Origin of the sequence: Hydrogenophaga sp. 5NK40-0174, assembly GCF_040372165.1 — a bacterium.
Taxonomy (GTDB): Bacteria; Pseudomonadota; Gammaproteobacteria; order Burkholderiales; family Burkholderiaceae_C; genus Hydrogenophaga.
Map to the genome: position 1 here is coordinate 25,065 of NZ_BAABWG010000002.1, position 21,210 is coordinate 46,274.

The window sequence follows — 21,210 nt, forward strand, 5'->3', positions numbered from 1 at the left end:
GCCCTAAGCCACTCAGCGCGGCGGCTCGATCTTGTCCAGCCGAAACTGGTAGCGTGGTGCGTCGTCACTGTCGTCAGCATCGCCGCTCTCTGCAGCTTGCCATCGAGTGCCCATCAGGCTGCGGGCACAACTGCCAGGAACGGGGGTGCCTTCCCATACCCCGGTCATGGTTTCGCCATCAGCGGATTCGTCCAGCTTGAAGAGACCATCGATGAGGTCGCCCGCCAGGACCGCTGTTGTGGTCTGTCCTGTTGCGTCTTGGCGCTCCAGCTGCCCGCGAACGCTGTGAGCGTACTCGGGATGCTGAAACAGGATGACCGTGCCCTTGATGGATGGAGGTTCTTTGTCAGCTTGGCTGCTCCATTCCCACCACTGAAGCGACCAACGGCCATGCAGATACTCGGGCGGCACTGCCATGTCAGGAGGGCAAGCGGACTGAGGTTCGGCAGCCAGCAAGGGTGACGCCGCAAAAGGTGACCCTATGATCATGGCCAGTACCCACGAGGCCATTCTGGGTTGAATTGCAAGGCGAAAAGTGGAACTCATGGGGAACTCGGGTTGCTTTGTTGGGCCCGTTTGGCAAACTCTGCTCGCAATGCCTTGAGCTTCTCTCGTGGATCTTCCTTGACGGTGGCTTTGTCCAGCCCCATCTCTGCGATGAAACGACTCGGCTGGCCCGGTACGGATTCGCGACCTTTCTTGCGCCGTTTGAGCCAGCTGACCTGCAGCGTGCGTTGCGCTCGGGTGATGCCAACGTACATCAGACGCCGCTCTTCCTGCAGGCGTTCGGCAATGGCGGAGGCGGGAAGGTCGCTCTCGGCCTCATCGAGCTTGAAGGGCAGGAGCCCTTCGTTGACCCCGACGAGGATCACATGTGGCCATTCCAGACCTTTGGATGCATGCAGCGTTGAGAGTGTCACCACGTTCTGGTCTTCCTCACGCTCCGACAAGGTGGAGATCAGGGCGATGGTTTGCACCACCTCGAGCAGGCTCTTGCGCTCGGTTTCAATGGTCTGTCCGTCGACGTAGTCACTCTTGCCGCCGCAGCGGTCGGCGACCCAGTCCGTGAAATCGATGACATTGCCCCATCTGGCTGCGGCAATCTTCTCGTTTTCTTCATTGTCATAGAGGTGTTGCTCGTAGCCAATGTCGCGCAGCCATCCGGAGAGAAACTCGCGTGCAGCCTCATGGCCCACGGTGTGGCGTGCCCGGTACTCCAGATCGTTGATCAGGCGGCCGAATTCATGCAGATGGCCAATGGCGCGTTTGCTCACCGCTGCAGCAAGTGAGTGCGAGAACAGCGACTCGAACATGCTGAGTTTGAAGCTGGTGGCGAAGTCGCCCAGCTGACCCAGCGTGGTATGGCCAATGCCGCGCTTGGGCGTGGTGGCAGCGCGCACGAATGCCGGGTCGTCATCGTTGTTGACCAGCAGTCGCATCCAGGCACACAGGTCGCGAATTTCGGCCTTGTCAAAAAAGCTCTGACCGCCTGATACCTTGTAGGGAACCTGTGCGCGGCGCAGGGCAGTTTCAAATGCTCTTGCCATGTGGTTGGCCCGGTAGAGAATGGCGAAGTCTTTCCATTCCTTGTGCTGGGCATTGACGCGCAAGCTCTGGATGCGGCGCACGGCGCGCTCGGCCTCGTGGTCTTCATTGTCGGCGTCGGACACGCGTACCGGCTCGCCTTCACCGAGGTCACTCCACAAGGTCTTGGGGAAAAGTTTGGGGTTCGGGCCGATGACATTGTTGGCCGCGCGCAGGATGGCGCTGGTGGAGCGGTAGTTCTGCTCCAGCTTGATGACCTTGAGCTGCGGAAAATCTTCTGGCAGCTTCTTCAGGTTGTCCAGTGTGGCACCGCGCCAGCCGTAGATGGACTGATCGTCGTCGCCCACAGCGGTGAAGCGCGCACGCTCCCCCACCAGCAGTTTGAGCAGGTCGTACTGGGTGGCATTGGTGTCCTGGTATTCGTCCACCAGCACGTGGCCGAGCTTTTGCTGCCACTTCTCCCGCACCTCTTCGTGTTGAGACAGCAGCTTGAGTGGCAGGCTGATCAGGTCGTCGAAGTCGACCGACTGGTAAGCGGTCAGACGCTCCTCGTACCGGGCCATGATGGCAGCCGTGGTGCGCTCGTTTTCGTCCCTGGCCTGGCGGGCAGCATCTTCTGCTGTCATGCCAGCACTCTTCCAGGCACTGATCGTCCATTGCCAGCTGCGCGCGGTGTTCGCGTCCGTGGTGCCGCCGCAGTCCTTGAGCAAGCTGGTGATGTCGTCGGTATCCAGGATGGAGAACTGGGGCTTGAGGCCCAGCACTTGCCCGTCTTCCCGCAGCAGCCGGACACCCAGAGCGTGGAAAGTGCAGATGACCACCTTGCGGGCGTCCTTGCCGACCAGACCGGCAGCGCGCTCACGCATTTCTGCGGCCGCCTTGTTGGTGAAGGTGATGGCCGCGATTCGCTCTGCGGGCAGGCCTGCCTGTATCAGTCGGGCGATCTTGTGCGTGATCACACGCGTTTTGCCGGAGCCGGCGCCAGCGAGAACCAGACTGGGGCCACTGAGGTGGTTCACGGCTTCTAGCTGGGCGAGGTTGAGTCCGGCGGACATGCGAAGAGTCGGGTGAAAGCGGGGTTGGCGGGCGGAGCCACGATGATACCGGTCCTCCCGTTTTGGCATGTGAGAGTTGCAGGGGGTGCGAACTCTTGCAGGCCTTTTGTGCACACTGCTTGGCGCACTCTCAGCGCGCCGTCAGGCGTGACCTGAGAGAATGCTCCACCGTGTTGCAGATTCTCCTGGTCACCTTTCCGTTCTTTGCCCTGGTGCTTGCCGGTTATCTGGCTGCGCGCCGGCGCATGCTGCCACTGGAAGCCATTCCGGGGCTGAACGGCTTTGTGCTGTTTTTTGCCTTGCCGGCAATGCTCTACCGGTTTGGCTCTACCACCCCGATCGCGCGCTTGCTCGATGGCACGGTCGCTGGCGTCTACCTGCTTTGTGGGCTGATCATGGTGGCGCTGGCCATTGCACTGAGCATGAACCGGCGTATCCGGTGGAATGATGCATCGATTGGGGCCTTGGTGGCCGCTTTCCCCAACTCGGGCTTCATGGGCGTGCCGCTGCTGGTTGCGTTGCTGGGTGAGGCTGCTGCCGGCACGGTGATCGTGCTGATCGTGGTCGACATGGTCTTCACCAGCTCATTGTGTATCGCCCTGTCCCGCCTTGACCAAACGCCCGGAGACGGCACCACGAGCAGCGGAGCCCAGGCTCTGGCGGCTGCACGCAAAGCGCTGAACGGCGTGGCCACCAACCCCATGCCCTGGGCGATTTTGCTGGGCGCTGTGGCGTCTGCCTTCGAATTCCAGTTGCCCGGACCTGTGGAAAAGACCTTGTGGCTGCTGGCCGACGCTGCTTCGCCAGTGGCACTGTTCACCATCGGGGCGGTGCTCGCGCGCTCACAGATCCAGGCCAACCACCCCATGCCCATGAGCGACTACGTGCCTGTCTCGCTCATGAAGCTCTTGCTGCACCCACTGCTGGTGCTCATGATGGGTGTGGCGGCCCGCAAGGTGGGCGTTCCCATGGACCCGTTTGCCTTGCAGGTGATGGTGTTGACCGCTGCGCTGCCGAGCGCGAGCAACGTGTCTTTGCTGGCAGAGCGTCTGGGCGCAGACAACGGCCGCATCGCCCGCATCATTCTGGTCACCACGGCGGCGGCATTCCTGACCTTTTCAGGAGCGGTGGCACTTGTGATCTGAGCTGGTTTCACAGTTCGTTTCCCATTCGCACATTCACCTGACGGCGGCCCTGAGGTCGCCAACGGCGGGGCCTTCCGCCGCGCATTGGATTTGGCTATCGCATTGATGCGCTCAATCAAATGGCTATTTCGATAGAAGGCTTCTAAAGTGAAGTTTCGATTGAACAGGAGGCCTTATGCGCACCGCCATCTCTTCCCCAATTGACACTGGCGCCTTCGATGCCCGTGAGAACACCGGGTGGGATGCTGCTTGGGTCGCGCTGGCAGCACTGGCCTGTTCGTATTGATTCAGTCCGCTCGCGCTGCGAGACGACAGCGAGCACACACAAAGGAGTCCACCATGAATGCGATTGAAAAATGCCCATTCCACACCGCCGGTAGCGGCACCACCAACCAGGACTGGTGGCCCAAGCAGTTGCGCGTTGACCTGCTCAATCAGCACAGTGAACGATCCAATCCCCTGGGAGAGACGTTCGACTATGCCAAGGCGTTTGAGTCGCTGGACTACAACGCACTCAAAGCCGACATCCAGACTGTGTTGACCGCGTCCCAGGCCTGGTGGCCCGCGGACTGGGGCACTTACGCAGGGTTGTTCATCCGGATGGCATGGCACAGCGCTGGCACCTACCGCATGATCGATGGCCGTGGCGGAGCGGGCCGTGGGCAGCAGCGCTTCGCGCCACTCAACAGCTGGCCGGACAATGTGAGTCTGGACAAGTCGCGCCGGCTGCTCTGGCCCGTCAAGCAAAAGTACGGGCAAAAGATTTCCTGGGCTGACCTGATGGTGCTGGCAGGCAATGTGGCGCTGGAGAACAGTGGCTTCAAGACCTTTGGCTTTGCGGCCGGCCGGGAAGACGTGTGGGAGCCCGACATGGACGTCAACTGGGGCAATGAGAAGGAATGGCTTGCCCATCGGGATCCGGAAGCCCTGGCCAAAAATCCGTTGGCAGCCACTGAGATGGGCTTGATCTATGTGAACCCGGAAGGGCCCAACGCCAGTGGTGACCCGGCATCGGCCGCGGCAGGGATCCGCGCCACGTTTGGCAACATGGCCATGGACGACGAAGAGATTGTCGCCTTGATCGCAGGCGGCCACACGCTGGGCAAGACGCACGGCTCGGCTTCGGCCAGCCACGTGGGTGCGGACCCTGAAACGGCTGGCATGGAAGCTCAGGGCTTCGGCTGGAACAGTTCGCACGGCTCTGGCGTCGGCGCCGATGCCATCACTTCCGGGCTGGAAGTGGTGTGGACGCAAACCCCCACGAAGTGGAGCAACTATTTCTTTGAGAACCTGTTCAAGTACGAGTGGGAGCAGACGCGCAGCCCGGCTGGCGCGATCCAGTTTGAAGCCAAGGACGCGCCAGAGATCATTCCTGACCCGTTCGACCCGAACAAGAAGCGCAAACCGACGATGCTGGTCACCGACCTCACGCTGCGTTTCGACCCGGCGTTCGAAAAGATCTCGCGCAAGTTTCTCAAGGATGCGGACGCTTTCAACGACGCGTTCGCTCGCGCCTGGTTCAAATTGACCCACCGCGACATGGGCCCCAAGGCGCGCTATCTCGGTCCTGAAGTGCCGCAGGAAGATTTGCTCTGGCAAGATCCGCTGCCAGCGGCCACACATCAACCCACCGATGCCGACATCGCGGCGGTGAAGTCGGCGATTACCGGAGCGGGCATTAGTGTCTCTGATCTGGTCTCGGTGGCCTGGGCGTCTGCCTCCACCTTCCGTGGTGGCGACAAGCGTGGTGGCGCCAATGGCGCACGCTTGGCACTGGTGCCGCAAAGCGATTGGGCGGTGAACAGCAGGGCAGTGGCCGTGCTTCCCAAACTCCAGGCCATTCAACAAGGATCGGGGAAGGTCTCACTGGCCGACGTGATGGTTCTCGCCGGTGTGGTGGGTGTCGAGCAGGCCGCAAAAGCGGCTGGTGTGGAGGTGGACGTGCCGTTCACGCCAGGCCGTGTCGATGCCAGCATTGAGCAGACCGACGTGGAAGCGTTTGCCATCATGGAGCCGCCGGCCGATGGTTTCCGCAACTATCGCCGGGTCAAGAGCGACGAGCGCACTGAAGACATGCTGATCGACAAGGCACAACAGCTCACGCTGACCGCTCCCGAGATGACCGTGCTCATTGGAGGCTTGCGGGTGCTGGGGGCCAACTTCGACGGTGGCCAGCACGGTGTGTTCACCGACAAGGTGGGCGTGCTCAGCAATGACTTTTTCGTCAACTTGCTGGACATGCGCACATCGTGGACACCGGCGGATGCGTCATCGGAAGTGTTTGAAGGGCGTGACCGCCAATCGGGTGAATTGCGTTACACAGGCACACGCAATGACCTGGTGTTCGGCTCCAACGCTGTGTTGCGCGCGCTGGCCGAGGTCTACGCCAGTGGTGACGCGAAAGAGAAGTTCGTGCGCGACTTCGTGGCCGCCTGGACCAAGGTGATGAACCTGGATCGGTTTGACGTGAAGTGAACCGCAAACGCTGCTGCTTTGCCGATGCAATGTGTGCATGATCAGCCCCCGGTGCTGTTGCCGGGGGCTTTTCCCCTCAAGTCAATTCAGTCCTGCTTGCCCAGTGCCTCCTGCTCCATGAGCAGGTAGGTGTTGTAGGCATTCATGCGGTTGGCCGGACCGAACATCGGGACGTTCTGGAACGCGCTCCAGTCCGTGCTCTTGTAGGCCTGCTCGAAAGGCACAAAGTTCTCTACGGCTGCACCCATGGTTTTGCGCAGGTAGGCCAGGTAGTCACGCGTCATTTCGATGTCCTGCTTTGGCGTCCGGGATGCGGAGCCATGGCCGGGCACCACGACCTGAGCACCAAAGGCCAGAAGCTTGTCGAGCGACTGGATCCATTGGCCGCTGTTGGCCTTGCCGACAAAGGGAAGCCGGCCGTTGAAGAACAGGTCGCCCGCGTAGAGCAGCTGTTCAGACGGCACATACACGGCCAGGTCTTCCGGCGTGTGTGACGGACCGACGTGGGTAATCTGGAATGCCACACCGCCGCGTGTGAAACTGGTGGGCCCGTCGACCCAGGTGTCCGCAGGGACCAGGCGGGTCTGCTCGTCAATCCAGGGTGCCATATCCGAGCGGGAGGCTTGCAGTCGCAGCCGGGCTGTCTCTGAGGCCAGATACTCCTTGCCACCTGCATGTGCCGTGATGTGCGCGCCGGCTGCCTTGAAGGCCTGCAAACCGTAGATGTGGTCCGCGTGGTAGTGGGTCATGACCACGTCGGTGATGGGCTTGTCCGTGACCTGTCGGATGGCCTTGATCAGGCGTTTTGCGGCATGCGGAGAGCCCAGCGCATCAATGACCACCACACCCTCGGGTGTGACGACAAAGCCGGCGTTCGAGATGAAGTTCTGGTTGGATTTGGAGCCCAGCTGGGACAGGCCCTCAACGTAGTACCCGTGCTCGCTCACCTGCATGACGGTCATCACAGGGGATTCTTCATCAGCGTTGAAGCTGGCGGGGGGCGTGGCAGCCAGTGCCATCGAGGCCCACAGGTTTGCGGTCAGGACCCCCCATATCAAAGCGCGCAGAAACGGGGAGCGGGGTAGCCGGTGTGCTGGGCGCATGTTCGTCTCCATTCTTGTCTATCGCCGATGACTGATATTCTGTCCTGCCTGCTTCGATGCGGCAAGTGAAACTACCGGCCTGGTGTGTCAAACGGAGAGTGGGTCGACGTCGATGGCGAAGCGGATGACGCCCTTGCCCTGGGGTGAATGCCGGGCGGTCAGGAGTGTGGGGCGCCAGCGGGCGAGAAAGCGCTGCAAAGCCAGCCGGGAGTCTGACTCCACCAGCATCTGCGCCCGTTCGATATTGGCCACGCGCTGGATGTTCAAGGGCACTGCCGGATAAAGCATGACTTCATCCGTGCCGGTCAGGTCTGCAGCCTGTTCGGCGGCCAGATTCAGGAACGCCTGTGCCGACTCCTGTGTTCGAGCATCGGCGCGCAACAGCGCCTGGTAGCCAAATGGCGGCATGCCGGCAGCTTCTCGCTCGAGCAGTTGTGATTGGGCAAAGCCCGGATAGTCGTGGGTCTTGAGTGCAGCAAACAATGCGTGATCCGGGTGCCACGTCTGCACCCACATTTCCGCTGTCGCGCTGTGCCTGGCATCCCTGCCTGCGCGACCTGAGGCCTGCATCAGCAGCGAAAACAAGCGCTCGGGCGCACGGTAGTCGCTGGCGAAGAGGGCGCTGTCGGCGTTCACGCTGGCCACGAGCGTGATGCGCCGGAAGTCGTGCCCTTTGGCGATCATTTGCGTGCCCACCAGAACGTCGACCTCGCCGCTGTGCAACGCGGCCAGTTGCGACTCCAGGCTGCCTTTGGTGCGGGTGGTGTCTGCGTCCATGCGGGCCACGCGTACTGCGGTGCCGTCTGGCCGCTTCATGTCGGCCATCAGGGCGGACATCTGTTCTTCAATCTGCTCGGTGCCCCGCCCGATGGGTGCGATGTCGAGATTGCCACAATCCGGACAGGCCCTCGGCACCCGCTGTGTGAAGCCGCAGTGGTGGCAGCGCAAGGTTCGGTCGAGTTTGTGAAACACCCGGTAGGCGCTGCAGTGGGGGCAACCGCTTTTCCAGCCACAGTCGCCGCAGGCCAGCACTGGGGCATAGCCGCGCCGGTTGAGCAGCACCAGGCATTGCTCGCCACGTTGAATGCGCTCTTCCATCGCTGCGAGTAGCGGAGGGGCCAGGCTGACCCCTTTGGGCTGGTGGTTCATGTCCACCAGCCGAAGCCGGGGCAAGCTGCCACCACCAATGCGCGAGGCCATGTTCACCCGCAGGTAGCGGCCTTGTTCACAAGCATGCCAGCTCTCCAGGGAAGGTGTGGCAGAACCCAGGATGACCTGGCAATGTCGCCCGCTTTCGGCTGTCGCCTCATGGCGCTCGCTTTCGACCTTGGCCCGGTACACCGCCAGATCTCGAGCGGAATAGCGTGCTCCGTCCTGGCTCTTGTAACTGGGGTCGTGCTCCTCGTCGACGACGATCAGGCGCAACCCGGGCATGCTGGCAAAAACTGCCATGCGGGTGCCGAGCACGATGCGTGCATGGCCATGGTGGGCAGCCATCCAGGCTGAAAGGCGTTGGGGTGGCGTCATGCCACTGTGCATGCTCACCAGAGCCCCTGAACCAAAGTGTGGTTCGAAGCGGTCGCGAAAGCGCTTCTCCAGCTGCGGCGTGAGGTTGATCTCTGGAACCATGACCAGCACCTGAGCATTCGGGTCGAGCCCCAGAGCCGTTTCCGCTGCGCGCAGATAGACCTCTGTCTTGCCGCTACCGGTGCTGCCATAGAGCAATACCGGGCGCGTTGCTTCGGCGATGGCGCGCAGCGCCTCGGCCTGGGCTTCACTGGGCGTGGGTGCTTCGCTGGCCAATTCGCCTGCTTCGGCAGCTTGGGGCAAACCGGCCTGTTCCTCGCGTTTGTTGTGCTCGCGTTTGAGCCGACGTGCCAGCTGGGTGTTGTCGAGTGTTCGCAATGAGGGTGGCAGCACCCCCAGTGCGACTTCACCCAGCCCGCGCTGGTAGTAGCGGGCTGCGAAGCCCACCAGCTCACGCCAGCTTTCACCCAGAGGTGAGATCCCGTCCAGGACGCCTGCGATGCATCGAACCTGCTCTTCGGCAACACCTGTCGGTGCCTCAGTCGCGCAGGACCAGACCACGCCCATCACTTCGCGCTTGCCCAGAGGTACCCTGATCAAGCTTCCTGACGCGAGCGAAAACTCACTTCGATAGCTCAGTGGACCGGCGACCTGGCTGTGGGCTGGTGTGGCCACGACCACTTGTAGCCAGTAAGTGGGATTTAGCACTTTTTCTTCAGTCAAACTGTTGAAAAGCGGCGTAAGTTATTGATTTATCTCTGGATCGCCGGCTTTCCAGAGAATCTGTGGATAACTTTGTTGATAGTTGGTGCTTGTCGTCTTGCAAGCCTTGAAAATCAATGGCTTCCTTAAACTGCCCAAAAAAGAGGCAGATATCAAAATCCAATAAAATCAATGGCTTACGCTTGCAACTGCAGGGTCTTCCGCCCGGTCATGTACATGATCACGTTTTCCGTGCCGCAACAGAAATCGTGTGTATAAGTGGCCGGGATTGGATCAGTTTTTTTGTCAAAAACGGTGTGAAAGGCTTGACAGGCAGGGTTTCTGACTATCTAGCCGTCACAACTTTGTCACGGGCGTATGCCATTCTGTCCGGTTGCCCGAAGTGAACACTTTCAGCCTCGTTGGCGAATGGCCTTCGAATGCCGGTGCACGGCCTCGACCAGCGCGCTCACATGGTCGGGTGGCGTGAACTGACTGATGCCATGGCCCAAGTTGAAAATGTGCGTGGGGCCATGCCCTTCGCCCAGGTGAGGACAGCCGAAACTGTCAATGACAGCCTTGACCTCCGCATCGATGTGCGCAGGAGGGGCAAACAAGACGTTCGGGTCGATATTGCCCTGTAGGGCTTTGGCCCCGCCTTTGGCATCGTCGGCCTCGCTGACGAGCTGGCGGGCTTTGCCGAGATTGACGGTCCAGTCGACACCCAGTGCATCGCAGTCCATCCCTTTCATGTCTTCCAGCCACAGGCCACCACCCTTGGTGAAGACGATGCGCGGAATCACGGCGCCATCGTGTTCCCTGATCAACTGGTCGAGCACGCGGCGTGTATAGGCCAGACTGAACTCCTGAAATTTGCCGTCTGCCAGTACTCCCCCCCAGCTGTCGAAAACCATGACTGCTTGAGCACCTGCACGAATCTGTTCGTTCAGGTAGGCCGCCACGGCGTCTGCGTTGACGCTGAGAATGCGGTGCATGAGGTCGGGGCGACTGTACATGAGCGATTTGACTTGACGGTAGTCACTGGAGCTGCCGCCTTCGACCATGTAGCAGGCGAGCGTCCAGGGGCTTCCGGAAAAACCGATCAGCGGCACGCGACCGTCCAATGCACGCCGGATGGACGTGACCGCGTCAAAGACGTAGCGAAGCTTCTCCAGGTCGGGGGCTTCGATGGCGTTGACATCGGCTTCCGACCGGACGGCACGCGCGAACTTGGGGCCTTCTCCTTGCAAGAACGACAGCCCCAGGCCCATGGCATCCGGGACGGTGAGAATGTCGGAAAACAGGATGGCGGCGTCCAGCGGATATCGCTCGAGGGGCTGAAGCGTGACTTCGGTGGCGTAGTCGACATTGGTCGCCAGGCCCATGAAGCTGCCGGCTTTGGCCCGGGTCTCGCAGTACTCTGGCAGGTAGCGGCCAGCCTGGCGCATCAGCCACACGGGCGTGTGATCTGTCGACTGGCGCAGGCAGGCGCGAATGAAGCTGTCGTTTTTCAAGGAAGCAAATGACATGTTGTCTGGCTCGAAATCTCGCGTGAATCAATCGCCCCATTATCTCCGGCTGGCCTAGGCCTGCGGATCATGGCGTGAATGCGACAGTAGATCGTTCGGATTTGCGTGGCATCACCCACCTATGTCACGCTGAGCCGCAGTTTGTCGGAACGCCGGGTGAAGACCTGGTCAGGTAGGGGCAAAATGGGTAGCAAGCGCCGGGTGTCTGGCGGCCATGGCATTTTGAGGTGCGTGAATGATGGGATACGAGGGATTTGCCAGATGAAGCAAGCAATGACTCCGACGCAGGGGCTGGGAGCTCATGGTCGCGCCCGGTTGTGGGACGCTCGCTGGATGTGGGCTGTTGCCGTGGTGGCCACCATGTGGGCAGCCAGCGAGGCACATGCGGGCCGGATTTACCAGTACATTGACGAGAACGGCAACAGGGTTCTCAGTGACAAGCCGCCCGGTCGAGCCGGCACGCCTCGCAGCGCAGCAGACCAGAAGCTGGCCAGCAAGGCGGGCTCCGGGCGCATGGACGAAGAGGTGCTCGATGCGGCCGTGCGCGTCATGGGCACTGAAAGCATGATCAAGGCCATGACGGACTTCTGTGACCGCATGGTGCCCACGGTGGCGCCCACGGTTCGCCAGGCCCGCGATGACTGGTTTCGTGCCAATGGAAAGCTGGTGGTGAGCAAGGGCGTCATCTTCAAGAAGATGCTGCGATCAGGTCAGCGCCAGGAGCTGGAGCTTCGCGCACGGCAGGATGCGAGCACGGCCATGGGTGTGCTGGACAAATTGACGCCGCAAGAACGCGAAGCCGAGTGCAGGCGCATGCCAGAGATGTTTGCCACGCCCGAATACAACCTCGTGAAGAACCCGGAGGTCGAGCCATTGGTCATGGGCTATCGTTCCCGTCGCTGAGTGTTCGGCGCAGCATGAGGGTGCTATTGCAACCCCAGCGCTGCCTGAACGTCTTCGGGACTGATGAGCTCTGAGAGCACAACAGGTGCCTGCCCGGGCCTGTAGACGGCGTAGGTCGGGACACCGTTGCGGCCCAACCGATTGAGTTCGGTCGTGATGCGCGCATCGCGCCTTGTCCAGTCTGCCCGGAACAAGGCCACGTTGGCCCGTGCCATGGCCGAGAGCAGTGCATCGTCAGAGAGTGTGCTGCGCTTGTTGTACTGGCAGGTGACGCACCAGGCGGCGGTGAAATCCACGAACACTGGCCGGCCTTCATTCAGCGCTGCTGCCTGCTGTTCTGGTGACCAGGCTGCCCAGTCGAATCCCACCACGCTGGTCTCTTGTGACTGCGTCGCGCCAGCCGCATCTGCCGACCGCATCATCGGCCATGCCCACCACGCTGCGCTGACGAGCACGCCGGCAGCCATCAGGCCGAAAATCCAGCGCGCCAGACCGGCCTGTCCGGTGGACCATATGAGCCAGGTGAGCGCCACCAGTACCGCAAGCAATGCTGCGACGCCATCAATCCCCACCTGCTGGCCCAGCACCCATAGCAGCCAGACGACGGTCGCGAACATGGGGAATGCCAGCAACTGTTTGAACGTGTTCATCCAGGCGCCAGGGCGAGGGAGAATGCGCGCCACTGCCGGTACCCAGCTGGCCAGCAGGTAGGGCAAGGCCAGACCCAGGCCGAGCACTGCGAAAAAGGCGAGCGCCAGCCAGGTCGGCAGTGACATGGCCAAACCCAGGGATGCCCCCATGAATGGCGCCGTACACGGCGAAGCGACGGCGACAGCCAATACGCCGGTCAGCAGCGCATCGGCGGCCGGATGCCGCAGCTGAACGCCGGCCAGACCACCCGGGACCCACTGGCCAAACTCGAAAAGGCCGCCAAGATTCAGCCCGATAATGGTGAACAGAATGGCCAGAGCGGCGACTGTGAGTGGCTCCTGCAACTGAAACCCCCAGCCCACAGCTTCGCCTGCAGACCTGAGCGCAAGCAGCAATCCGCCCAGCGCCACAAAGGATCCCACCACCCCCGCGGTGTACGCCAGGCCACTGATTCGATGCATGCGATGGTCGTCGGCATGCTTGGTGAACGCCAGCACCTTGATGGCCAGCACCGGAAAGACGCAGGGCATCAGATTGAGTGCAAGGCCACCAAGAAGTGCTCCCAGCAATGCCAACCAGAGGCTGGCAGGCGCGTTCGCCGTGATGCCGGGCGCTGTCCCAGGCACTGACGGGGTCTTGGGTATGTCGCCTTTGGCGGCATTCGCCGCGAGTGCCGCCTGAAGGGCGTCTGGAACTGCGGCAGGTGCTGTTGCCGACGGAGGCCATTGGCCCTTGACCGGCACCGTCATCTCAACTCCCGTCGCCCCCGGCCCTTGACCGGGAGGGTTGGCCAATGCCACCACGACGGTCATTTGTGAAGGCGATTCAAACCGGTCCAGAGACACCGGTATCTTGGCATCCCAGGCACCATCCCGCCAGAACTGCTGCCAAGGTGCGCCGGGGCTGATCAGCCCGGGTGCTTCCGGAAAAAACTCGAGGGCCTGGCCTCGCCACTCGGCGGGCAAACCCTGGAGCTCCACTTCGAGCACTTCTCCTGCCGGGCGTATAGCTGAATCACCGGCTGGCATCGGCTTGGGGCTGGCTGCCAGGGCCTCTTCAAACACAACGCCGTTCAGCGCAGTCGAACCCTTGACTGGTAGCGTCAGGCTGAGGGCGGCGTCCTGGGGAATGCACTCGGTTTTGCAGGCCAGCCAGCTCGCCTGGACGCTGACGTTGATGGCCTCACCTGCAAATGATGGGGCGATCGACAGTGGGACAGGCAGCAGCACTGTTCCGTCATAGCCGTAGTTGGCCAAGGTGCCCAGCGGGAATTTGCGTGGTGTTGGCCATTGCACGTCGCCGGCAGTGACACCTTCGGGCAAATTCCATTCGAGCATGGTGGGAAGGCCCGAATCACCGGAGTTCCTCCAGTAGGTGTGCCAATGCGGTGCATGGCTAAGCCGCAGGCCGACCCAGACTTCAGCGCCCGGGCTGGCGCCTTGAGGAGCGTGTGCCATGAGCTCGGCAGACACCTGCTCTGTCTGGCTGACGCGTTTTTCGCCGAGCGAGTCGAGCAAACTGCCCTGGGCTGCCACCGGGGAGCCGGGCATCAATATTGCTGAGGCCAAACAGAGCGCTGTAGCCAGTGCCTGAGACACCTTTCGGGCAGGCCAGTGAAGCAAAGTTCTGGATACGAAAGCGCTCATGAGGGTGAACATTGAGGTGTCGGGCAAGTCTCAGAGGACCTGGCGCTGCAACATCACCAGGCGTCAGGCATTTGGTTTGGCGTTGTTCAATCAGATGCCCAAGGGCTTCAAGGGTTCCCTGGGTATCGGGACAAGGCGTTTTGGGACAAGGCGGCTCGCCCTGGTCACGCGTCATTATCCCGTGACTCAAGTCCTGAGGGCGTCGAGCCGGCTGGCGTGGGCGTAAGATGTGCGCCATGCCAGCCATACCTCATCGTTATTGGGCCGATTTGAGCACAGCCGATTTCGCCCGGCTGGATCTGCAGCGTGTCATCGCTGTCTTGCCAGTCGCTGCGACAGAGCAACACGGGCCACACCTGCCTTTGTCCGTGGATACCGATATTGCCAATGGCATCGTGGCTGCAAGTCTGCCTCATCTGCCAGACGATTTGCCAGCTTTGTTTCTCCCGACACAGGCCGTGGGCTTCTCGCCTGAGCACGGAGCATTCTCCGGCACGCTCAGTCTCAGCTCAGAGACGCTGATTCGTCTGTGGACTGAGTTGGCAGAGAGTGTTGCTTCAGCGGGCGTTAACAAGCTGGTGCTCTTCAACACCCATGGGGGGCAGGTCGGCGCGCTGGATCTGGTGGCGCGAGACCTGCGCGCCAGGCTGGGCATGCTGGCATACAGCATCAGTTGGTTCAATCTGCCGCTGGAGGCGCCCGACGGCACAGACGTCAATCAGCTGTTCCCTGCTCAGGAGCACAGGTTTGGCGTCCATGGCGGGGATGTCGAGACCAGTCTGATGCTGGTGCTGAATGCCAGTGCAGTTCGTCGTGATCAGGCAGAGCATTTCCGCTCATCTTCCCAGGAGCGGGCAGAGCGATTTGCCATTCTGGGCAACGGGCGCAGTGCCAAGTTTGCGTGGATGACGCAGGACCTCAACCCCTTGGGAGCCGTTGGCGATGCAGCCGCTGCGACAGCGGACAAAGGGCAGGCGGTGCTGGATGCAGCCGGAAGCGCTCTGGCCCGCGCACTTGTCGAAATCGATCAGCTGCCGCCAGGCACCATCTCGGATCACACTGCCTTCAGCTCTGGGCGTTGAAGACGCACCGTATCAGGCGTAGGTGATCCAGTTCGCCAGTTCCGGGTCGTCCAGATGCGGCAAGGTGTTGTATGTCACCAGATTGTGCCGTTTGGGGTTGAAGTGGAACTCCGTGACGGCGCTGTTGCGAATGCGCATGTTCAGGTCGATGGTGGTCTCGGGCGCCAGGCCAAGCACATGACCGACAGCGGTGGAAATCGGGCCGCCACTGGAGACGAGGAGAACATTCTGGCCAACATGCTGTGAGCGCACGTGATCCAGAGCCGACGTCACACCCTGCACAAAATTGCGATAGGTGGGCATGCCCGCAGGGCTGACGGTTTCGGCCATCCATTGGGCCAGGCCATCCCGCAGGAGACGGAAATGGGCACGGTACTCATCCTTGTCGGCCGGTTTGCCCAGCGGCTCGGGGTGCACGGTACGGATCACCGCCGCGCTATCGTATTCGTTGAGGCCGGGCCATGTCGTTGGCTCATGCTCGAAGCCGGCACCCTTGGCAATTCCTGTCCAGGTTTCCACGTGGCGCCGCAAGGTGCCATGGATGACTGCGTCAAACGTGATGCCACAGTCTCGCCAGTACTGTCCCAGCCGCTCGGCCTGCTTCCAACCCAGCTCGCTGAGCTTGTCGTAGTCATCTTCGCCAAACGAGGCCTGGCCGTGGCGCACAAGATAGAGGGTTCCCATGACGGGAATTCTGTCCAAGCCGACTCTGGACGTTTGTCCCGGCTGTGACTGATGCCTCGAAACGTCAAGTTGCCGGCTGTTTTGTCGTTATTTCGTACAGAAAGAACCGGCCGGCTGTGATGCAATGGAGCTCAGCTCTACAGCGGCCATGGACTGGCTCGCCCCGGCGGCGCTAACGCGTGCGCAGGACGCTGGCCATCGGTCCATCCAGTCATATGAATCTAGACCTTGTGACCCTGGTGCTGGCGCTCGTTTGCGTGGGAACGGTATTCACCGGCGCATTCGGCATGCTGGCGCATCGGCACCCGGACATTGGCGGCCCGGGGTGGTGGTCTGTTGCCGGCTTGTTCGGTACTGTCGGGTACATTGGTCTGACCTACCGGGGGCAAGCACCCGACTTCCTCACCATTGTGGTCGCCAACACGTTGATCACCACTGCCATGGCCACGTCCTGGCTTGGCGTGCGAGCATACATGGGCATGGCATTGCCCAGGCAGTCGGTGGCCCTGGGGATAGCCGTGACGGCACTGCTTCACTGGGGAATGTCGGCGGCGTGGCCTTCGGTGTATGGCCGGTATGTGGTCTTTTTTCTCTCCGGTGTTCTGCTGTCCGTGCTGACCTTGCGTGACTGGAACGTATACCGGCAAGCCCACCCGATCCATCCGGGTCTGCACGCACTTCGCCTGCAGACATGGCTGGAGTTGCTGGGCTTCGCTGCGATGGGCGTTGTGGTCACGACCAGGTTCGCTTCGGGTGAGATCCGCGAGGTGTCACAGCAGGCCCATGCGCTCATTCTGGTTTTTCTGGCCTCAGTCGCTGTTCGTCTGGCGGTCTATCAGGTACTGGTGACTGCGCGACTGCAGTTGCAGAGCGACAAGGCCAGCCAGTCTCTGGCGGAGCGCGAGGCAGATCTGCGAGGTCTGATCGACAACATCAGTGCAGGGGTGCTTGTGTTCCTGCCAGACCAGACGCTGTCTTCAGCCAACCGGGCGGCGCGCAGCTTCTTTGGATGGCACTTGACAGAGCCGATTGACCAGGATCTGAGTGACCGCACGCTCTGGCATCTTCTGGCGGAAGATGGACAGACATTGGTCAAGCATGCCATGCCCTTCTATCGCGTACTGGCCACCGGGCAACCGGTGCGCGATGTGATCCTGGGGTTCGCCCCTGAAGGGGCTGCCGCCGACTCCAGCAAGGTTCGCTGGGCCCTGACCAGCACCTTCCCGGAAAACGATGCCCAGGGGCGACTCAGGCACGTGGTTCAGACCTTCGTGGACGTGACCTCCGTCAGGGAGGCACAGCAGAAGCAAGAGCAACTGCAGCACCAACTGGCCCAGTCACAGAAGATGGAAGCACTGGGCACGTTGGCTGGCGGCGTGGCGCACGACTTCAACAACATTCTGGCTGCCATCCTTGGCAATTCCGAGCTTGCGCGCCAGGACCTGATGGCCACACACCCTTCCCGGGAGAGCCTGCATGAGATCAGCAGCGCCGCAAGGCGAGGGCGCGAGCTGGTGCGCCAGATCATGGCATTCAGCCGGCAGCAACCCATCGAGCGGAAGAAAGTCAGCGTGTGCAGCATCGTGCACGAAGCAGGAAGCTTGCTCAAGGCTGCACTTCCCCCCAACGTTGAGTTGCACATGGAGTGTCCTCCTCACCAGTTGCAAATAGAAGGCGATGCCACCCAGCTGGGGCAAGTGCTGCTCAATCTGGGGACCAATGCCGTACACGCCATCGGTGGTGCCTCGGGCCGGATATCCATTTCTTTGGCCGGGTTGCCGCCTGGGCATGAGCTTGTTCCTTCAGAGGTTCGAGAGTCTGAGCATGCGCCCCGAGTGGTGGCCTGCATCGAAGTACGGGACACCGGCACCGGCATGAGCAAGTCCACCATGGCTCGCATATTTGAGCCGTTCTTTACCACCAAGGTGGTAGGTAAAGGAACAGGCCTGGGTTTGCCCGTCGTATTGGGCATCATGCAAGCGCATGGGGGGGCAATCACGGTTGACAGCGAGCTGGGCAAGGGCGCAGTCTTCAGACTGTTTCTTCCGGCAGAAGCCATGGACCCTGCGGGTGCAAATACGGGCACAATGGACGACGGAATGCCAACCTCGTCATCTGTGGATGACGGACGAACAGTGGAGGAAATCAAAATGAGTGAAGGCGGTACGTCATCGGCGGGCCGGGTACTTTATCTGGACGACGACGATACGCTCGTTTTTCTCGTCAAGCGCCTGTTGCAGCGGCGGGGATACAAGGTGACCGCGTTTTGTGATCAGCAGGAGGCCATCGATGCGATCAGAGCCACGCCAGATGGTTTTGACGTTTTGCTGACCGACTACAACATGCCTGGCATGTCCGGAATCGATGTGGCCAAGGAAGCCTTGGCCATCAACCCCTCTCTGACGGTCGCGGTGGCCTCAGGCTACATCAATGAAGAGCTCGAGCAAAAAGCGCAGGCTGTCGGTGTGACCGAGGTTGTCTTCAAGACCGACGCCATCGAGTCCTTCTGTGACGTCGTGGCGCGACTGGTCAAGGGTTCGAATGCAACCTGATCAGGCTGCATGGACATTCAGGCGAGAATTTTCGACAGCACACCTGCATCCACATTTCCCCCGGTGAGGGCAATCCCGATCTTGCGGCCAGCCAGCCGGCCTTGCACCTGATGCGCCGCAGCCAGGGCGGCTGCACCAGCGCCTTCAGCGACATTGTGCGTGTCTTCGTACAGCCAGCGCATGGCCTGTGCGACCTCCTCATCCGTGACCTTCACCACCTCCTCGAGGCCGGATGACAGTACGCGCAGCGCGATGTCATCCGCCACGCGGCATGCCATGCCGTCAGCCAGCACCGTGCTCACCGGTGCCTCCACCACGTGGCCGGCAGCCATGGAGTCTGCATAAGTGGTGGCGTGGGCGCTGATGACGCCAATGATGCGAGTGCCCAAACCCAAGGCATTGCGCGCGGCGATCGCCGATGCAGCGCCAGAGCCCTGTCCGATGGGCACCAGTAGCACGTCCAGGTCGGGGACGGCGCGCAGCAGCTCCCAGTACAGGGTGCTGACGCCGCGCAACAGATGGGGGTGAAAGCTGGGCACCATGTGAGCGCTCCGGTCTCGTGCCAGTTGCATGGCGAATTCCCGGCTCGCCTGAAAGTCATCGCCATGTTCTACCAGGTGCACGCCCAGGGAGCGCATTGCATTGTTCTTTTCGACCGAGTTTCCGCGAGGCACCACAATCGTGGCCTTCACGCCGTGCTGCCGCGCCGCCCACCCCACACTCTGGCCGTGGTTTCCCCGGGTCGCACTGATGACTTCGGCAGGCATCCGGCCCGTCTTGGCCAGCTGGTCGAAATAGGTCAGACCGCCTCGAATCTTGAATGCACCCACTGGCGTGTGGTTCTCGTGCTTGACCCACATGTCCATGCCCAGGCGATTGCACAGCGTTGCCCAGCGGTACTGAGCTGTGGCATGAAATGACTGGTAGACAACTGCCGCAGCAGACTCAATCTCGGCAAGGCTTGGTAGGAGCGCGTCGGGGGAAGTCATGTTGGTGGTTTCTCTTGCTGTGGGGATATTGGCAGTGAGAGGAGGGGCGCGTCAGCTCTTGGGGTGCCACAAGTGAATATCGTTACGGGCCACGGTTGAAAGCTGGGCGTGTAGCCCTGCAGGATCGTCGTTGACGGAGACGCCAACTGCCGAATCCAGCCCGACCGCGGCCAATGCGGCGGTCAGCGCCTTCCGGTCTGGATGGCTGAGCTCCAACCGATTCAGTTGGGGGCCACGCGCCGGGAGCTTTTTGCATGGATGCTCTCCCTGCCACTCGATCAAGGTTGGCAGGGCGCCGCCAAACAGGCGCTGCCCGTCGTCGCGGATACTGATTTTCCAGCGAAGCAAGCCTTCGGGCGTTTGTCTTGACGCGTCGATGATGCTTCCCCTGTCGATGCCCAGCACAGACCACGCCTGGCAGGCCTGGGCCAGGTCCGGAACCCGCGCCACCCAGTGAATGATCTGTGGGCCTTGAAACTGCAGACGCCGACGAAGCCCGGGATCATCAAGATCAAACCACCTGGCCAGAGGCGCTTGCCGAGTGGGCCGAACGTTCGGTTCGATGGCGATGATCTCCAGATAGGCATCCGGAAAGTTGGCGCCGTGCAGTCGAAGCAGACGGTTGTGGGTTCCGAACAGGGCGTGACGGCCACCCTCGGCGGGTGTCATGCCGAACACACGCTGGCACCAGGTTACGCCCTCGCCCAGTGTTTGCGCTGCGATCACCAAGTGGTCCAGGGCGGCTCCTGCCATGCGGCTCACAAGCACACCTCTCCCTGGATGCAGGTGACTGAAGCGCCGCCGACCCAGATCGCTCCACTGGAGTCCCGCTGTACATGTACCCGGCCCTGACGCTCCATTTGCGTTCCCTGCGCTGCCACATACTGCTCTGGCGCCAGCCCTGCACCCAGTAGCCATTGCGCTATGGCTGCGTTCAGGCTACCCGTCACCGGGTCCTCGCAAAGACCACTGTTGCCCGGGAAAAAGGCGCGCACTTCAAACTGGGTCTCCTGACCCTCCGTCTGCGGTGCGACCACACCGATGTCGAGGCCGGCGAGCAGCTGGCCGTCTGGCCGGATGGTCCTGACCGTCTCGGCATCACGCAGCATCACGCCCATCCATTGGGGCCCGTTGTCGCACCAGGCGTGATGAAGGATGCCCTCTCTTGCGATGCCCAGGCCCTGCGCGATGCGTTGCACATCGGCTTCGTCCAATGGCCCGCTGCGTTGCAGTGGCGGCGCAGCGAAAGCCAATCGACCACTGTTGCGACGAATGCGGATCAGACCGGCGCCACACTCCTGAATCACTTCATTTCCCTGAGCCTGTCCACCCGCTTCCAGCCAGGCATGACAGGTCCCCAGGGTCGGGTGCCCAGCGAACGGCAGCTCACGGCCGGGGCAGAAGATTCGCACCCGGTAGTCCGCGCCCTGGGCTTTGCCCTCGGGCGATGGTGGCAGAACAAACGTGCATTCCGACAAGTTTGTCCATTGGGTGAAGTGCTGCATTTCCGCTGCGGAAAGGCCTTGCCCATCCAGCACCACGCCCAGCGGGTTGCCGCGATATGGCGTTTCGGTAAACACGTCGACTTGCTTGTAGGGGCGGTTTGGCATAGGTGGGCTCCA

15 protein-coding genes are annotated in these 21,210 nt (G+C 61.5%); 5 read left to right on the top strand and 10 right to left on the bottom strand.

Going from position 1 to position 21,210, the window contains the following annotated elements; genetic code table 11:
- Window positions 1-12 precede the first annotated feature (12 nt).
- Both ABWV89_RS05815 and ABWV89_RS05820 read right to left on the bottom strand, forming a co-directional pair.
- Window positions 13-489, bottom strand: coding sequence for a hypothetical protein (locus tag ABWV89_RS05815; RefSeq protein ID WP_353395210.1), 477 nt, complete (start codon window positions 487-489; stop codon window positions 13-15).
- Between the two features lie 53 nt (window positions 490-542).
- On the bottom strand, window positions 543-2,600 hold the full coding sequence (locus tag ABWV89_RS05820) for an ATP-dependent helicase (protein ID WP_353395211.1): 2,058 nt from the start codon (window positions 2,598-2,600) through the stop codon (window positions 543-545).
- Window positions 2,601-2,770: 170 nt separating this feature from the next.
- Here ABWV89_RS05820 and ABWV89_RS05825 point away from each other — a divergent pair, with 170 nt between their 5' ends.
- Together ABWV89_RS05825 and katG are read left to right on the top strand one after the other, a co-directional pair.
- Entirely contained in the window at window positions 2,771-3,745 is a 975-nt protein-coding gene (locus ABWV89_RS05825; RefSeq protein ID WP_353395212.1) for an AEC family transporter, read from the top strand.
- Between the two features lie 339 nt (window positions 3,746-4,084).
- Window positions 4,085-6,220, top strand: a complete 2,136-nt coding sequence (gene katG / locus ABWV89_RS05830) for a catalase/peroxidase HPI (protein WP_353395213.1) — start codon at window positions 4,085-4,087, stop codon at window positions 6,218-6,220.
- Between the two features lie 86 nt (window positions 6,221-6,306).
- Here katG and ABWV89_RS05835 read toward each other — a convergent pair whose 3' ends face one another.
- The 3 genes from ABWV89_RS05835 to hemE form a co-directional block, all read right to left on the bottom strand.
- Window positions 6,307-7,323: an MBL fold metallo-hydrolase gene (locus tag ABWV89_RS05835; protein WP_353395215.1), complete on the bottom strand. Its 1,017-nt coding sequence runs from the start codon at window positions 7,321-7,323 to the stop codon at window positions 6,307-6,309.
- Window positions 7,324-7,410: 87 nt separating this feature from the next.
- Window positions 7,411-9,558, bottom strand: a complete 2,148-nt coding sequence (priA, locus tag ABWV89_RS05840; RefSeq protein ID WP_353395216.1) for a replication restart helicase PriA — start codon at window positions 9,556-9,558, stop codon at window positions 7,411-7,413.
- A gap of 407 nt (window positions 9,559-9,965) precedes the next feature.
- A complete protein-coding gene (gene hemE / locus ABWV89_RS05845; protein ID WP_353395217.1) occupies window positions 9,966-11,081 on the bottom strand; it encodes a uroporphyrinogen decarboxylase in 1,116 nt (371 codons plus the stop codon).
- A 261-nt stretch (window positions 11,082-11,342) separates the two neighbouring features.
- On the opposite strand from hemE, the gene ABWV89_RS05850 reads away from it, so the two are divergent.
- Window positions 11,343-11,984, top strand: coding sequence for a DUF4124 domain-containing protein (locus tag ABWV89_RS05850; RefSeq protein WP_353395218.1), 642 nt, complete (start codon window positions 11,343-11,345; stop codon window positions 11,982-11,984).
- A 23-nt stretch (window positions 11,985-12,007) separates the two neighbouring features.
- On the opposite strand, the gene ABWV89_RS05855 is transcribed toward ABWV89_RS05850, so the two are convergent.
- Window positions 12,008-14,185, bottom strand: a complete 2,178-nt coding sequence (locus tag ABWV89_RS05855) for a protein-disulfide reductase DsbD family protein (RefSeq protein ID WP_353395219.1) — start codon at window positions 14,183-14,185, stop codon at window positions 12,008-12,010.
- Window positions 14,186-14,517: 332 nt separating this feature from the next.
- On the opposite strand from ABWV89_RS05855, the gene ABWV89_RS05860 reads away from it, so the two are divergent.
- Window positions 14,518-15,363, top strand: a complete 846-nt coding sequence (locus ABWV89_RS05860) for a creatininase family protein (RefSeq protein ID WP_353395220.1) — start codon at window positions 14,518-14,520, stop codon at window positions 15,361-15,363.
- 12 nt (window positions 15,364-15,375) lie between these two features.
- Here the strand turns inward: ABWV89_RS05860 and ABWV89_RS05865 are convergent, their stop codons facing one another.
- Window positions 15,376-16,047, bottom strand: a complete 672-nt coding sequence (locus tag ABWV89_RS05865) for a histidine phosphatase family protein (protein WP_353395221.1) — start codon at window positions 16,045-16,047, stop codon at window positions 15,376-15,378.
- Window positions 16,048-16,262: 215 nt separating this feature from the next.
- Here ABWV89_RS05865 and ABWV89_RS05870 point away from each other — a divergent pair, with 215 nt between their 5' ends.
- Window positions 16,263-18,599, top strand: coding sequence for a hybrid sensor histidine kinase/response regulator (locus ABWV89_RS05870; RefSeq protein WP_353395222.1), 2,337 nt, complete (start codon window positions 16,263-16,265; stop codon window positions 18,597-18,599).
- Window positions 18,600-18,616: 17 nt separating this feature from the next.
- Here ABWV89_RS05870 and ABWV89_RS05875 read toward each other — a convergent pair whose 3' ends face one another.
- From ABWV89_RS05875 to ABWV89_RS05885, 3 genes are read right to left on the bottom strand one after another with little or no spacing between them, the layout of a single operon-like run.
- A complete protein-coding gene (locus ABWV89_RS05875; RefSeq protein WP_353395223.1) occupies window positions 18,617-19,588 on the bottom strand; it encodes a threonine dehydratase in 972 nt (323 codons plus the stop codon).
- Window positions 19,589-19,639: 51 nt separating this feature from the next.
- Window positions 19,640-20,341, bottom strand: a complete 702-nt coding sequence (locus ABWV89_RS05880) for a VOC family protein (RefSeq protein ID WP_353395224.1) — start codon at window positions 20,339-20,341, stop codon at window positions 19,640-19,642.
- A 5-nt stretch (window positions 20,342-20,346) separates the two neighbouring features.
- Window positions 20,347-21,198 carry a PhzF family phenazine biosynthesis protein gene (locus tag ABWV89_RS05885; RefSeq protein ID WP_353395225.1) on the bottom strand — a complete coding sequence of 284 codons (852 nt, stop codon included), beginning with the start codon at window positions 21,196-21,198 and terminating at the stop codon, window positions 20,347-20,349.
- Window positions 21,199-21,210: the final 12 nt, after the last annotated feature.

Coding starts and splice junctions, on each gene's coding strand:
- ABWV89_RS05880 (WP_353395224.1), bottom strand. CDS start 20,341: ATGGCAGGAGCCGCCCTGGACCACTTGGTGATCGCAGCGCAAACACTG.
- ABWV89_RS05870 (WP_353395222.1), top strand. CDS start 16,263: ATGAATCTAGACCTTGTGACCCTGGTGCTGGCGCTCGTTTGCGTGGGA.
- ABWV89_RS05885 (WP_353395225.1), bottom strand. CDS start 21,198: ATGCCAAACCGCCCCTACAAGCAAGTCGACGTGTTTACCGAAACGCCA.
- ABWV89_RS05850 (WP_353395218.1), top strand. CDS start 11,343: ATGAAGCAAGCAATGACTCCGACGCAGGGGCTGGGAGCTCATGGTCGC.
- ABWV89_RS05815 (WP_353395210.1), bottom strand. CDS start 489: ATGATCATAGGGTCACCTTTTGCGGCGTCACCCTTGCTGGCTGCCGAA.
- ABWV89_RS05820 (WP_353395211.1), bottom strand. CDS start 2,600: ATGTCCGCCGGACTCAACCTCGCCCAGCTAGAAGCCGTGAACCACCTC.
- ABWV89_RS05865 (WP_353395221.1), bottom strand. CDS start 16,047: ATGGGAACCCTCTATCTTGTGCGCCACGGCCAGGCCTCGTTTGGCGAA.
- ABWV89_RS05855 (WP_353395219.1), bottom strand. CDS start 14,185: ATGCCCGGCTCCCCGGTGGCAGCCCAGGGCAGTTTGCTCGACTCGCTC.
- hemE (WP_353395217.1), bottom strand. CDS start 11,081: ATGTCATTTGCTTCCTTGAAAAACGACAGCTTCATTCGCGCCTGCCTG.
- katG (WP_353395213.1), top strand. CDS start 4,085: ATGAATGCGATTGAAAAATGCCCATTCCACACCGCCGGTAGCGGCACC.
- ABWV89_RS05875 (WP_353395223.1), bottom strand. CDS start 19,588: ATGACTTCCCCCGACGCGCTCCTACCAAGCCTTGCCGAGATTGAGTCT.
- ABWV89_RS05860 (WP_353395220.1), top strand. CDS start 14,518: ATGCCAGCCATACCTCATCGTTATTGGGCCGATTTGAGCACAGCCGAT.
- ABWV89_RS05835 (WP_353395215.1), bottom strand. CDS start 7,323: ATGCGCCCAGCACACCGGCTACCCCGCTCCCCGTTTCTGCGCGCTTTG.